This window comes from Halorubrum sp. C191, assembly GCF_002727095.1.
Classification (GTDB): domain Archaea; phylum Halobacteriota; class Halobacteria; order Halobacteriales; family Haloferacaceae; genus Halorubrum; species Halorubrum ezzemoulense.
Map to the genome: position 1 here is coordinate 1 of NZ_NHNZ01000148.1, position 13,089 is coordinate 13,089.

General features: G+C 58.2%; 18 protein-coding genes. 5 read left to right on the plus strand and 13 right to left on the minus strand.

The genetic code is table 11. The features are described 5' to 3' along the window. Nucleotides 1-187 precede the first annotated feature (187 nt). Together Z052_RS14430 and Z052_RS14435 are read left to right on the plus strand one after the other, a co-directional pair. A complete protein-coding gene (locus Z052_RS14430; protein ID WP_241897960.1) occupies nt 188-1,060 on the plus strand; it encodes a transposase in 873 nt (290 codons plus the stop codon). A gap of 92 nt (nt 1,061-1,152) precedes the next feature. Next, nucleotides 1,153-1,416, plus strand: a complete 264-nt coding sequence (locus Z052_RS14435; protein WP_094580562.1) for a nucleotidyltransferase family protein — start codon at nt 1,153-1,155, stop codon at nt 1,414-1,416. Between the two features lie 48 nt (nt 1,417-1,464). Here the strand turns inward: Z052_RS14435 and Z052_RS14440 are convergent, their stop codons facing one another. Further along, complete coding sequence (locus Z052_RS14440) at nt 1,465-2,013, minus strand: hypothetical protein (protein WP_094580561.1); 549 nt, start codon at nt 2,011-2,013, stop codon at nt 1,465-1,467. 127 nt (nt 2,014-2,140) lie between these two features. Between Z052_RS14440 and Z052_RS14445 the strand changes: the two genes are divergently transcribed. Further along, nucleotides 2,141-2,554 carry a PadR family transcriptional regulator gene (locus Z052_RS14445; protein ID WP_089309124.1) on the plus strand — a complete coding sequence of 138 codons (414 nt, stop codon included), beginning with the start codon at nt 2,141-2,143 and terminating at the stop codon, nt 2,552-2,554. Nucleotides 2,555-2,697: 143 nt separating this feature from the next. Here the strand turns inward: Z052_RS14445 and Z052_RS14450 are convergent, their stop codons facing one another. From Z052_RS14450 to Z052_RS20590, 5 genes are all read right to left on the minus strand, one after another. Beyond that, the gene (locus Z052_RS14450; RefSeq protein WP_158228701.1) at nt 2,698-3,129 is read right to left on the minus strand and encodes a nucleotidyltransferase domain-containing protein; all 432 of its coding nucleotides are present in this window, start codon (nt 3,127-3,129) and stop codon (nt 2,698-2,700) included. 324 nt (nt 3,130-3,453) lie between these two features. Further along, entirely contained in the window at nt 3,454-3,621 is a 168-nt protein-coding gene (locus tag Z052_RS20260) for a hypothetical protein (RefSeq protein ID WP_158228702.1), read from the minus strand. Nucleotides 3,622-3,758: 137 nt separating this feature from the next. After that, entirely contained in the window at nt 3,759-4,226 is a 468-nt protein-coding gene (locus Z052_RS14455; RefSeq protein WP_089309125.1) for a hypothetical protein, read from the minus strand. Beyond that, a complete protein-coding gene (locus Z052_RS14460) occupies nt 4,223-4,555 on the minus strand; it encodes a ribbon-helix-helix domain-containing protein (protein WP_089309126.1) in 333 nt (110 codons plus the stop codon). The genes Z052_RS14455 and Z052_RS14460 overlap by 4 nt, the downstream gene beginning before the upstream one ends. 71 nt (nt 4,556-4,626) lie before the next feature. Then, nucleotides 4,627-5,235 (minus strand): restriction endonuclease, encoded by a 609-nt coding sequence (locus Z052_RS20590; protein WP_186279040.1) that lies wholly within the window; start codon nt 5,233-5,235, stop codon nt 4,627-4,629. A gap of 178 nt (nt 5,236-5,413) precedes the next feature. Here Z052_RS20590 and Z052_RS14470 point away from each other — a divergent pair, with 178 nt between their 5' ends. After that, nucleotides 5,414-6,664: an RNA-guided endonuclease TnpB family protein gene (locus Z052_RS14470; RefSeq protein WP_094519895.1), complete on the plus strand. Its 1,251-nt coding sequence runs from the start codon at nt 5,414-5,416 to the stop codon at nt 6,662-6,664. A gap of 58 nt (nt 6,665-6,722) precedes the next feature. Here Z052_RS14470 and Z052_RS19850 read toward each other — a convergent pair whose 3' ends face one another. From Z052_RS19850 to Z052_RS14495, 7 genes are all read right to left on the minus strand, one after another. Next, complete coding sequence (locus Z052_RS19850) at nt 6,723-7,070, minus strand: type II toxin-antitoxin system PemK/MazF family toxin (protein ID WP_141213656.1); 348 nt, start codon at nt 7,068-7,070, stop codon at nt 6,723-6,725. 30 nt (nt 7,071-7,100) lie between these two features. Continuing rightward, nucleotides 7,101-7,601 carry a BlaI/MecI/CopY family transcriptional regulator gene (locus tag Z052_RS19855; protein WP_144050034.1) on the minus strand — a complete coding sequence of 167 codons (501 nt, stop codon included), beginning with the start codon at nt 7,599-7,601 and terminating at the stop codon, nt 7,101-7,103. A 128-nt stretch (nt 7,602-7,729) separates the two neighbouring features. Further along, nucleotides 7,730-8,380, minus strand: coding sequence for a restriction endonuclease (locus Z052_RS20265; protein ID WP_158228703.1), 651 nt, complete (start codon nt 8,378-8,380; stop codon nt 7,730-7,732). Then, nucleotides 8,373-8,630, minus strand: a complete 258-nt coding sequence (locus Z052_RS14480) for a hypothetical protein (RefSeq protein WP_099289183.1) — start codon at nt 8,628-8,630, stop codon at nt 8,373-8,375. Before Z052_RS14480 ends, Z052_RS20265 begins: the two co-directional genes overlap by 8 nt. Next, nucleotides 8,630-11,479, minus strand: coding sequence for a plasmid replication protein RepH (locus Z052_RS14485; protein ID WP_099289184.1), 2,850 nt, complete (start codon nt 11,477-11,479; stop codon nt 8,630-8,632). The genes Z052_RS14480 and Z052_RS14485 overlap by 1 nt, the downstream gene beginning before the upstream one ends. A gap of 47 nt (nt 11,480-11,526) precedes the next feature. Continuing rightward, nucleotides 11,527-12,003 carry a hypothetical protein gene (locus tag Z052_RS14490; RefSeq protein ID WP_099289185.1) on the minus strand — a complete coding sequence of 159 codons (477 nt, stop codon included), beginning with the start codon at nt 12,001-12,003 and terminating at the stop codon, nt 11,527-11,529. After that, nucleotides 12,000-12,299 carry a PadR family transcriptional regulator gene (locus Z052_RS14495; RefSeq protein ID WP_099289186.1) on the minus strand — a complete coding sequence of 100 codons (300 nt, stop codon included), beginning with the start codon at nt 12,297-12,299 and terminating at the stop codon, nt 12,000-12,002. Before Z052_RS14495 ends, Z052_RS14490 begins: the two co-directional genes overlap by 4 nt. Before the next feature lie 406 nt (nt 12,300-12,705). Here Z052_RS14495 and Z052_RS14500 point away from each other — a divergent pair, with 406 nt between their 5' ends. Then, on the plus strand, nt 12,706-13,023 hold the full coding sequence (locus tag Z052_RS14500; RefSeq protein WP_099289187.1) for a winged helix-turn-helix domain-containing protein: 318 nt from the start codon (nt 12,706-12,708) through the stop codon (nt 13,021-13,023). The last annotated feature ends 66 nt before the right edge of the window (nt 13,024-13,089 follow it).

A 13,089-nucleotide genomic window follows, 5' to 3' on the forward strand; every position in this document is an offset into this window, starting at 1 on the left:
ACGACCCTGGCCGCGAGAAGCTCAAGCTATGAGATGGTTTCTATGACAGGCTCTCAAGAAGGAAACCGAGCTGGGCGACCAACACGCTACGCTCGCCTGTCATGAGGTTGCTGGGGTGATTAAGTCCTGCATCGAACGCCGAAAACAGGATAAGACGGCCACACAACCGCAGTTCACCAGCCGGTCGATGGTCTTTGACCGGCGAACACTCACCGTCTTTCCCGACCAAGGGAAGATCACGCTCACGACGCTAGGCGACCACTCTAGGGTCCACGCGGATCTCGCACTACCGGAGAACCCGGATGGATACCAGTACGACTATCTCACCGATGATGAGTGGGAGTACACTGAGTCCACGCTACATTACCGTAACGGTGAGTGGTACATCCACCTCGGGTATCGAACGCCAAAACAAGACGCTGATGAGTCAACGACGCAGTACGGAGCGGTACTGGGTGTTGACTTTGGCGTCAACCAGATCGCCGTCACCAGTACGGCACGATTCTTCGGTGCTGGTGAGCTGAACCACTATCGCCGCGAGTGTGAGCGTGTCCGTGGTGAACTACAGGGGACAGGCACGCAGTCGGCCCATCGCACGATTGAGCAGCTATCGGGCCGCGAACAGCGGTACGTAAAGCACGTCCTCCACAGTGTAGCGAATGGGATTGTCGAAGAAGCCCTCGCCCACGACTGCGCTGGGATCATCCTCGAAGACCTCAGTGACATCCGTGACGACTTGCCGTTCGCGCAATGGCACTCGGAGTGGGCCTTCCGGAAGCTCAAGGATTTCGTTGAGTATAAAGCCGAGTACGAGGGGTTGTTCGTGGATACAATCGACCCACGAAACACATCCAAGCGGTGCAACGAGTGCGGGTTCGTCCATGGTAAGAACCGCCACAGCGAAGCCTTCGAGTGCCGTCACTGCGGGAAACAGAATCACGCCGATTACAACGCAGCGAAGAACGTGGCAGAACTGTATCTCCGGCGGGGCCATCAGCCGCCCCGTGGGAGGAGTGTCAGTCAATACGCTCTGAAGTCAGGATCGCGGACGCCGAGTTAGGGCATACAGCCCTCACCTCTATGGGTTAGAGGCCGAGATCACTGACAAGCCCCACCCTCAACGAACGAGGTCGCTAGACCGAGTGAAGTAGGGTGGGGTCGTTGACGCCGAAACTTGAGCAGGAGTATCCGATCAGCGAGTTGGGTATCTTCGGATCGTATGCCCGTGGTGAACAAGAATCCGATAGTGATCTCGATATACTTGTCGCGTTCGACAAGCCAGTAACGTTATTCGATCTCGTTCGATTGGAAAACGAACTGGCGGAGGAGCTTGGTATTGAGGTCAACCTCGTGACGAAAGACTCGTTGAAGCCACGGATTGAGACTCGTGTCCGTGACGAGCTCGTCACCGTATGACAGCGGCTTTGGATCATCTCGATGACATCCTTGACGGCGTCGAGAACATCAAGGTAGTTTGCTCGCCACCTCAACGAGATCCTCCTCGGTCCGCCAGCAATAGAGCCGTTCCTCCTGGTCAAATAGTTCGAAGACACCGTCTTGCATCCAGCCAAACGGATGCTCCTCATCCTCGTACGTCCGCTTGAGAACATGACTTTTTGCGAAGTACTCAGTCGTCCCGACGAGCAATCCCTGTTCGACGAGGAAGTCACTTGGCTCCTTCTCGGCGACACCGACGAGATGCGTCACGATATCAGCAATCAGACAGAATTTTTGGATGCTGTTGTCCCATTCTCCACGGATATCGACCATTCGGAACGCGTACGCATCGGTGCGACGGTTGAGACGGTCTACCACTAAGTTCAGCCGTCGGATCGGATCTCGATCATAGTTCCCAAGGACGAAGTACGACCGATCGTTCTCGTAGGCCGGCGTCAACTCGCTCAAGGCGTGGAGAACTTCCTCATTGTCAGCTAGCGATATCTCCTCCTGATCAAGCTGGTCTTTGGCACTTTTGAGAACGTCACCAGGAACCGGCGACTCCTCATCAGGCATACTGTGAGGTTTTCATAGTAGAGAGATATAGTTTATGTCGTAAATTACCTTTTCAAGTACTTTGGGTTGTCGTAGCGTGATTTACTCGAGAGTAAACTACTTGTCGCCACGTCGTGTACTGTACGGTATGAGCACCGAGCTTGGGACTGCTGAAGAGATGGAGTCGCGTGAACTCGTCCACTTCGTCACCCAGCAGACGCGATTTTCCCTCATCAACAACATCCTCCAACATCCCGATCAGCTTCCATCGATGTACGAACTTGAGGAGCTCAATCCCAGCGTCAGCGACGCCACCGTCTACAAACACATCCAGAAACTGATCGACGCTGGTATGGTCAACGAAGTCGCCCTCGACGCCGACGAACGTCGACAAGGGTACCCGTGGAAATTCTACGGCCTCACTACGGAAGGGCGGGAGTTCCTCGACGGTCACAACCTCCTTGCAGCCGAAGAGACGCTCCAACAAATCTACGAGACAATCACAGACAAGTCTGAGAAGATGGTCAAGTACGAGAACGCACCACGCCCCACCGAGTCGTAGCTGTACAGGCGGTTCGAGGCGACTGTCTCGGGGCTTGACTCCGAGGCGATTCACTCGAGAGGAACTCTCGACGGGAAAGTTTCGCGTTGAGGTTGGCGTAGTACTGTTCGATCTGTTCGAGCTTGACCGCAACGACGCGTTCGTCAACCACGCAATCCATCCTCCGCTATCCGATCGATGACCGTACGCTGGTGCCGGCGAAGCGTCTCACGTTGCTCGTCAAATTCCGCCTCAATGTCTGTTTTGAACTGCTCGAAGGCCTGTTTATCGCCACAGAGTAGCTCGCCATTTACCACGTCGTGTGCGACATCCAGCGGGAGCGAGTCAATATCGGACACGTCGATGAACGGGCGATCCTCTCCTTGGAGCTCACCAGAGAGTACACACCGCTTTTTGAACCGGTCCCGTTCAGAACAGTCTGCTGTGAACTTGACCGCGATATCAAAATCTGATGAGTGCGTTACTGTTCCCGAAAGCTGTGATCCGAATACAACGGCGAAGACGATGTCCGGATCAGCACAGACCACATCCTTGAGAGCGGAGCGTATCTGTGACTGATCAGCATTCGGTTCCATACGAGGATCCTCATCGTATCATCACAAAAGAATTCCGCCAAGTCACATTCCAACACGGTACTGGTGGCATTCGTCTTTAGTTAATATCTTCAGTAATACTCGATAGCTGTGGTTTTCGCTCAAATACGGCCCAGCCACACCAGATACGGCAAGAAAACGCCGTTTGTGATGGTTGCTTATCGCTCGATCTCGCCGGTACTGGTGTCTCATCTGTGGCTTCTCCTACATCTAATACTGACAAGCATACTTTTGGGAATTGTATTACTATCAAGCTTAACTAAAGACGAATGGTACTGGTGGTAATGTGACCGGAAGCGCCCGCTCTCACCCGAAGTCGTAGTCGCTGTCGTGGGCGTCAACATACTCGTCGTTACCCGACCGATCCGGCGCGTAACCCGGGCCCTGCCCACCAGCGAAGAACACCAACGCCTCGATGTTGAGATCACTCTGTCGGATAAACAGCGGCGGCACACGATCTCGAAGTTCGCTCACGTGCGGCTCTCGGCGGGTGCGGAACGTTCCTCTCGGCGGTCGATGTTCGGTCAGTGGAGGGAGCGACTCCTTGGTGAGGTCGTCGATAGTAAGGATTCGGACATCAAGTAGTTGGGTGAGAGACCATGCTGGTGTGGTCAGGAAATGTGGGTAATAGTTATCTCAGGAAGTGAGTGTGCTGCCGGCTCAAATTCTGCGAAGGACTGATCATTCGTGAGAATAGTCGGTTTGCGGTCACGGTGCTCAAACGCCAACACAAGGATTGGAACGTCTTTTGGCTGGATGCCACAGACGCGGGCCAGTGTTCGCACTGTGGGCGCCGACCGCTGTTCTCGAAGAAGCGCATCGCTCGCATCACGACTTGATGGCGCTTCGATAAGGCCCGTCATCCGGGTGAGGCGTGTCACAAAATTGGTTTTGACAGCGTCTCGTTCTGCCGCAGAGAGGCCCTTCGTGCGATCGAATGCGGCGAACGCCTCTTGGAGCATATACGCACTAATCGCCGATGTTGTCTCACCGCGATCGATTGCTGTCAGCAATTCGGTTGCCTGTTCGTTGGTTCGCAGTGTACCGAATACCCACAGATTCGTGTCAAGGATCTTCACGAATCAGATCCGTACACTTGTGTGGCCGTTTCCTCACGGGCCTCTTCGATGGCCCGTTCAAGATCGTCTGCATCGACTTTCTCGCCGAGTGCCGTGAGCTCGTCATCGATATCGGCATCTGATTGGTGGCTCTGCTCAGCCTGCGCGAGTAGTTGCTCTAGGCGAAGCGCAGTGATTGCTGTGTCGTCATTAAGTTCGCGAAGATGCGACCGGCAGGCTTCCTTGATGAACTCGCTTTTATTGGTGTAAATACCTGTCTCATCAAGGAACCGCTCGATCTCGGTATCTAATTCAACCGGGAATTTGACACTGACACTCGCGTACTTCATGGTAGTACGATGGTATTACAATTAAATAAGTCTATGGCACCGATGAGGTGTGACCTCCCCAGCGTCCGCTCTTACCCAAAGTCGTAGTCGCTGTCGGCGGCCTTGACGTACTCGTCGTTGCCCGTCCGGTCCGGCACGTAACACGGACCGTGATCCGCGATGTGGAAGACAGGGGCTTCGATATCGAGGCTGCTTCGACGGTGAACCAGAAGCGGGAGCCGGTCACGCACGTCGTGGATGAACGGTTCCCGCCGTACGTGGAGCGTTCCACTCGGCGGCCGGCGTTCGGTCAGCGGCGGGAGTTGGCCTTTGTCGAGATCCTGTTCGGTGACGATCCGCACGTCGAGGAGTTGGGCTAACCGCCACGCACTCGCACTGACACGGCGGGAGACAGCGAGGACGGGCATTGCCCGCATGAGCGCGGCCCGCAGCGCGACTGCTTCGACGGCGTCCCGCTGGACCGGGACTTGGTGCCAGTCTTTACACTCGACGACGAGGAAATCATCAGGGTCACCACGGAGGTCGTCCCGTCGGGCAATTACGTCGGTTTCGAGCCCGAAACAGTACTCGTTGCGGGCCGTCCTGTACCCCCACTGTTCGAGTGTCTCGGCGACCCGAGTCTCGAGCCAGCGACCGTTGGTTGGATCGTGGTCCGGATCCTCGCCGTCGGGGGTTCCCACGGTGTCAATTTCGTCCGTGAAATCGGGGGTGTCGTTACCTATCTTTCTACGAGGAGAGAATCCCGGCGTTTACGCCGGGAGTGAATCCGACAACGCTGACCCAATCCATCACGGACGGCAGGTTGGATATTCCACACACATCCACACCATTAAGTTAGTTTGTCTACATAGTCTATGTATGGCGATTAAGGCCATACGTACCTACGTTGGTTCCATCCAGAACCACCAACAGGTCTGTGATGGTCTTGATTCGCTCGGAGACTCCGCCTCGAAGATCTGGAACGTCGCACGATGGACAGCCGACCGTATCTGGGACGCAACCGGCGAGATCCCAAACGGTAGTGTGCTGAAATCGTACATGAAGAACCAGTCGTGCTGGAAAGATTTGAACGCACAATCCAGTCAGAAAGTCATTGAAGAACTTTCTGACGCTTTCCAGTCATGGTTCGATCTGCGACACAACTCCAGTGAGGCGAATCCGCCCGGCTACCGCAAACACGGCGACAGCCGACCACGTTCCACGGTCACGTTCAAAGAAGACGGGTTCAAACACGACCCTGAGAACAACCGCGTCCGACTCTCGAAAGGTTCGAATCTGAAAGAACACTTCTCAGACTTCCTGCTTTGCGAATACCAGACTCGACCAGACGTTGATCTCTCGGAAGTCAACCGCGTACAGAACGTCCGGGCAGTCCGGAACGGTGACGAATGGAAACTCCACTTCGTCTGTAAGATCGAACTCGAAACAGCGGAGTCGACTGGCGACGGCGTGGCAGGGATCGACCTCGGAATTACGAATCTCGCAACGGTCGCGTTCCCGGATGAATACGTCCTATACCCCGGCAACTCGCTCAAAGAAGACAAACACTACTTCACCAGAGCCGAGTACGACACCGAGGGAGAGAACGGCCCGTCAGCGCAGTCGATGTGGGCACGTCGGAAGCTCTCCGAACGTGAGACACACTTCTATCACACGCTGACGGACGCCATCATCACGGAGTGTGTCGAACGCGGTGTCGGCACGCTCGCGGTGAGTTGGCCTGAAGACGTCCGAGAATCGGACTGGGGCAAAACCGGGAATAAGAAACTACACTCATGGGCGTTCGACCGCATCTACCAGTACCTCGAATACAAAGGCGAGATGCGCGGTGTTGCGGTGCTGAAAGAGAACGAGTGGAACACCTCGAAAACGTGTTCGCGATGTGGAGACGACACGAAGTCGAACCGTGTCGAACGTGGGCTGTACGTCTGCTCGTCGTGCGAGTTGGTAGCCAACGCGGATTGTAACGGGGCGGAGAATATGCGTCAGAAGATAACTCCGAGTCCTCACGGCGAGGATAGGAGTAACGGCTGTGTGGCACAGCCATCGACACACTTGTTCGACCGCGAGAGCGGGACGTTTCACACGAGAGAACAGGTCGTGTCGTAGACCAGCAAATATCCCACCTGCGGTACGGGAAGCCTCGCCGTTTACGGCGAGGAGGATGTCACGGTCGGACCATCTGATCAATCACATCCGCAACAAGCTGTATCCCCTCATCAGTGAGGGTCCCAGACGGGAGATTATCTCGGATCGACGATAGTGGAATCGTATAAATCGCCCACGGCATCACATAACTCGTCTTCCGCAGCTCCACCCCTTCAAGTACGCCGTCGGGCAACCGTGTAACCTCGTATGAGTACTCGGCCTGTGTGGTCAGGCATACAACCGTGGCTTCTTGCTCAACGTACGGCCGATCAGCATCGGATATCACGATTACTGGGCGCGGATTGCTATGTGCCCCGGTTGGATCCGCAGCAAACACGAGACTGCCCTGCGGGTAGTAGTACGTCATGTGAGGGGTATGCGGTCTAATCCCACCGTGTTACTCTCTGTCACCGGACGCTGAGTCAGCGTCAGTGTTACTCTCCGTTGTTGAAGGAGCAGCGGTGCTGTTGACCCAGTCCGCGGGTGCTGGTTCCTCCCCGGACTGATTCTCTTCGGTGTCAGCGCGATCACGTGGGATCTCTCTTCGTGCGCCCGCACCAGTTTGTTCAACGTCATCTGGAGTGAGACCCGGCTCTGGGTACCGATCCGCCATCTCGTCAAGTTGAACGAGGCTCCGTGCGAACCGCCTCACGTCATCCCGTCGCTCAAGTCCGTGGTAGAGACCATCATTCGTTTTGCCGATCAGTCCGTCATCATGGAGGCGAGATAGCGTCGTCGACGTGGTGCCGCGCGGCAGATCAAGTGCGTTTTGTATCTCTGCCGGCGTGTACGCAAGGTTCGTATTCCGATAGAGGAGTTTGACGATTGCGGCTTTGTTTGTGCCCGGGCGGATATTGATCGCGTCGTCCGGGTCGTGTCTTCGAAGATCGATGGGCATGAGTCCAACTGTATGTGTTTGTATGCGTTTGTAATATATAAGTATCATGGTGGTCAGATTTGTGTGACCGTAAGGAGGCATATTCAGGATACCCTACGAAAGGTCGTGTACCCCCTCTACCACCGTACCTACCCGAACTCGTAGTCGCTGTCGGCGGCCTTGACGTACTCGTCGTTGCCCGTTCGGTCCGGCACGTAACACGGACCGTGATCCGCGATGTGGAAGACAGGGGCTTCGATATCGAGGCTGCTTCGACGGTGAACCAGAAGCGGGAGCCGGTCACGCACGTCGTGGATGAACGGTTCCCGTCGTACGTTGAGCGTTCCACTCGGCGGCCGGCGTTCGGTCAGCGGCGGGAGTTGGCCTTTGTCGAGATCCTGTTCGGTCATAATCCGCACGTCGAGGAGTTGGGCTAACCGCCACGCACTCGCAGTTACGCGGCGGGAGACAGCGAGGACGGGCATTGCCCGCATGAGCGCGGCCCGCAGCGCGACTGCTTCGACGGCGTCCCGCTGGACCGGGACTTGGTGCCAGTCTTTACACTCGATGACGAGGAAATCGTCAGGATCACCACGGAGGTCGTCCCGTCGGGCAATTACGTCGGTTTCGAGCCCGAAGCAGCACTCGTTGCGGGCTGTCCTGTACCCCCACTGTTCGAGTGTCTTGGCGACCCGAGTCTCGAGCCAGCGACCGTTGGTTGGATCGTGGTCCGGATCCTCGCCGTCGGGGGTGCCCACGGTGTCAATTTCGTCCGTGAAATCGGGAATGTCGTCACTCATCGGTTGGATCCTCGACGGTGTCAGCGGCGTCTGCCTGCTGGGCTGCCTGTTCGAGGGCTGTCGCGATCGTTTGGGCTTCTGTCGGTGTGAGTACGGCGAAGGTGACCTCGCGGTCATCGCCGAAGCCGAGAAGGACACACGACCCCTCAGTGATGTCGGTGCTGTCGGTGCTGACCTGGATACTTCCGTCCGTCGCTGTCGGGCGATCGCGTCTGATCGTGGTTTCGAGATCGAGTGTTTGGTCGCTCACTATTGGTCACCCCCATTCGGGAGCTGTGTTTGTGGCGTTGCGACTGCTGTCGTCGGATGTGGTGTCGGTGTCATGGTATTTGGGTGGTCTTGGGTGGCTGGGAGCTGGTGGGCGTGGCTGTTCGGCTGTCGGCTCTGGTTGGTGGTCGTCATTGGACGCGTGGTGTAATCGGTGTCGCCGCTGGGGGTGGGGATCGAGAGTGGTGGGCGTCTGTCCCATCCCCCGCGATCGTCTCTCCCCGTGTGGTCGGGGGGAGAGCTGTTCGGCCCAGCGGGTCTGGTTGATTGTCGATACGTCACCAGCGGTGCGGACCGATCGCTGTTCGCCGGGAGCCACGCCGTTACTGGGGGTGTCTTCGGGTGTGGCGTCGGAGTCGTCGTGGTCCACCGGCGGTGACCCCCTTGTTGGACGGGCGTGACGCGCCCGAGATCGCGGACATCGCTCAGGCGACGGTCATAGCTGCTCGCGGAGATGTCTGCTTGCTCGATGAGCTCTGAGCGGCCGAGTGGGCCGTCGGCTCGCAGCAAGGTGGCATACAGTTTGGTGGCTGTCGGCGTGAGCTCGGGCCGGAAGCGCTCCGGTGGGAGGGTGGCCGCTGCGCGTTCGACCGCGGCCAGCGTCGGCGTTCGAGACTCGTTCAGCGCTTGTAGGAGGCTCACCACGACGTCGTACGGACACGCCCTTGAGGTGTCCGCCGGGCCGAACGAGCGCAGACACAGCCGCACGAGTCGCTGGCGCTCGCGGGGTGTCCACTGGGCGTCGTGGGTCATCGCGACCTCGTCGATCACCCGCCGGATGGCGGGGTAGGTCGTCCCGTCGACGACCGGGATTTCGAGTGTCGGTGCGGTTTCGGTGCCGTCAGCGATCGCTTCCCGGACCGTCGTGAGTTCGCTCGCGAGGGCGGCGGTGATGTCGTCGTGGAGCTCCGTGATCGTCGGGCCGGCAACCACCCACGACATGGTGAGATCCATCGTCGCGTCGTGGTCCGTTTCGGCGGGGAGTCGCCGGCACAGCTTTGCGGGCCGGTCTTCGAACAGCATACGGTAGCCCGAGTGAATGCCGTAGACGGACTGTTTGGGGGCAGTTTTGGCGAGGAACTCACAGAGGTCCTGGAGGTGGGTGGGGTTGCGTGCGAGGGCGTCGGTATCGGGCACTCTGATTGTGGTCGTGAGATCGATACCGGCTGCGTGATACAGCTGGGTCGCTGAAGCGATCAGCCCGTGGAGATCTTCGAAGAGGTTGGTGCGGGCTGCCGTGTCGTCGCTGTCTGTGAGTTCGGCGACCTGTGCGAGGAGTCGGTCTCGAACCGTTGTGATTCGGTCGCGCCACGCTCCGTAGGTGGTTTCGGCGTCGCTATACCAGCCGACCTGGTGGCCACGGCGGAGGATGCGGTCCGTGGGATACGTCTGGGTGCCGTCATCGATCGCTTCGAATTCGCGACCGAGTCGTGATGGGGAGAGGATTTTCGAGAGGGCTTTCTCGCTCAGTAAGGCGCCCGCGAGACGTCCCAGGGTGGCGAGGGGCCCGCCCCACTGGAGCACGACGAGGGTTTCATCGTTGGTGTGGTTCAGGTACGCGACGCGGCCGTCGTCGAACGAGTGTAACTGGTCGTCGACGAGCGTGATGGCATCGTCATGCGCGATAGTGCTGAATCGCTCGTGGAGGCTGGTTGGAGCGTTCTCAGGGTCGGTAAGCCACTGGACGTAGTCGGCGTCTGCGTCGGGGTCGCCAGTTGTCGCCACTCGCTCGTCGAGGGTGGGTGTCTCTCCGCCGGCCCGGCGGGGCGACACTGTACTTGCGGATTGCTGAGGGGTCGCAGTAAGACACCCATCGAGCCGGCGCTGATCCGGGTGGACGAGGTCGTTGTTGTCGTCGAGACACTGCTGGACGGCCAACTCTCCGAGGTCGGTGAGTTGGACGGTGTTGTGCTGACCGCGGCGGTCGATAGTGACCAAGTCACGAGCTTCGAGATCGAGGATATATCTGCTAATGGTACCCTCAGCGACATCGATCGCGTGGTCGTTGGCGAGATCGCGGTAGCTCCGGGCGTATTTTGTCTTGAGGTTCCCGAGGAGGCGGCGTTTTCCAGGTTCGGTATCGAGATCACGGATGGCCTCCCACGCGGCTGCGGCAGTCTGGGCGTGGTTAGTGTGGGGGGACCGATCCCGGCTAGCAGTAAGATCGAGGTGACACTCGGTCCAGATGGGATATCGCTTCGAGAGATGTCGGTAGACTCTCGAGGAGGCGACAAGTCTGACGTCGAACCCGTCGGCGAGCACGGCAAACGCCGCGAGTGCGCGGACGCCCGTGCGGCGGTCTGTAAGGGAGGTCCACGCGTCGCCATCTAACAGGAGGGTGAGGACGGTCGGTTGGGCGTCAAGTTCACGATGGAGTGCGACTGGTCCTTTCGCGAGTGCCCCGAGGTCGGCGTTGACTGGACCGCGGCCCGTGCCGATGCTGGTGACTGTATCGGTGAGATTAGTGTATCGCTGTTGGTGGTACGGACTGAGCGTGCTGGTGGGTTCGTCTTCGTAGGTGAGCGCGAGTGTCGTGATCGCGCGGGTGTACGCGACGGCTTCAGCGACGTCGTCGGCCCATGGGTTGTCCGCGTTCTGCCACGCTGGCAGGATTTTCGCGAGGATCTGGGAGCTCCTCCGCCACGGATCGGTGGTGGCGTACTCGCGGATGGTCCGTTCAGTGTGCGGCCGGAGTTTGCTGAGGAGCTTTGGTATCCACTCGGTCAGCCGGGGTGAGACCGCTGGACAGGTGATCCCCTCGGTGGAGATGTCTGTGGTGTGGCTGACAAGCCGGACCCCTCGCTTGCGGGCCGCGGGCTGGTGTGTTCCCACAGCTGATCACCTGCTGGTGGTGGGTTGGTGGATCAGATCGGCCAGCATTACTCCGGCCTCTCGGGTGGGGAGCCCCCATCAGACAGGGCGTGTTCGCGTATAGCGGTGAGAAGCGGGGTTGGCTCCCGCTGTCTCGGCTGGGTTGGATCTCGTGGTGTTGGGGCCTCGGGGTGGACGTGTGGCTCGACGGTCGTCGTGGGACTCGTGACGACCGGGGTCGGATCGAGGAGGACGAACGTTGTCGATTGCGTTTGGATGTCTGAACACGTCCCGATGTGGCCCGTGAGGACGTACTCGCGAACACCGCGGGTGAAGACGGTCGGGTGTTCGTGAACATCCGCCCCGCACATGATGTAGCCAATCTGGTACGCGGGCTCGCCGGCCGCGCGATAGGCGTAGGCGGTGATGTCGTCGCCCTCGCGGAGCGGTTGTCCGCAGACTTGGCAGATCGGGTCCTCGGTGTCGAGTGCGATGCGGGTGAGCTGGGAGAGATCTGCGACGTGTGGGTCATCGTGTCGCGTCATTCGTGGCCGCCCTCCGTGTTGGTGGCAGCTTGCCACGCCTGGCGCGCGGCGAGTGCGCGGCGGCCCGACTCGGTGAGTCGGTACTGGGAGTCGTGGGTGTGTTTGGTGACGAAGTCACGTTCGACGAGTTCCTCGAGGACGGTACAGACGCGGGTGTTGTCGATGCCGTCAGCGTAGTAGTCGGTGAGCGCGTGGTGGAGTGGGCCGCTCTCGCTGGGGCCGGTCTGGGAGAGTACCCAGAGTAGGTCGCGGTGGGTGGCTGAGAGATTGGCAAGTGAAACGGTGTGGCTACGCATTGTGGCCCTCCAGGCTGTTCTCGTCGATGCTGCGTGTCGCAGCGCACGTGCGACAGAGTGGGCCGTCGAAGACAGCGTCGTAGCCGTCGGCCGGGTTGGGACAGCGGTGACAGCCGGGGTTGGTTCTGTTCGATCCGTCGGTCGTCTCGCAGGGCTTAAGCCCCGCAGTTGCCAGTATCAGCATGGTTCTGTGAGTGGACACAGAACCCGTCCTGGCCGGGTGCTACTACACCGCGGCCGGGGTTTCTACACTTTCTCACGAGCCGAGGGTTCGTCACTCGGGTTCCGTACAATAACGGTTAGTCTCTGGTAACATATATTTGACGGTGTGATTCGAAATGTGCTTTGTATAGCCTATAAGTGCTATTCGTCCGTACTATAGACTGTGATATTGGATATGTGCTCTATGAGGCACTCAGGCAAGTGGATGACTTCTCTTGACGATCGGATTTTGGAGTTCCTTCATGAGAATAAGCCGACAACACCTACGAAGATGACCACAGAGGCATCTCTACCTTACTCTAGACAGCATGTTGATCGGAGGTGTAAGAAACTGGACGAAGAGGGTCTCCTCGAAAGCTTAGGTAATGGTGTCTATATGATCTCTGAAGACGGTGAGGCATATCTCAAAGGACATCTGGACACTGAACATTGGAAGTATATTGATGAAGATGGTGAGGACGCGCATGACGATTTAGCTGAAGATACTGGCACAGACAGCTGAACGGTATTTTTCTGAATCTGTGTGGATTACTCTGAGTTGGCAGATCATGCTCGCTCTTATGTAGAA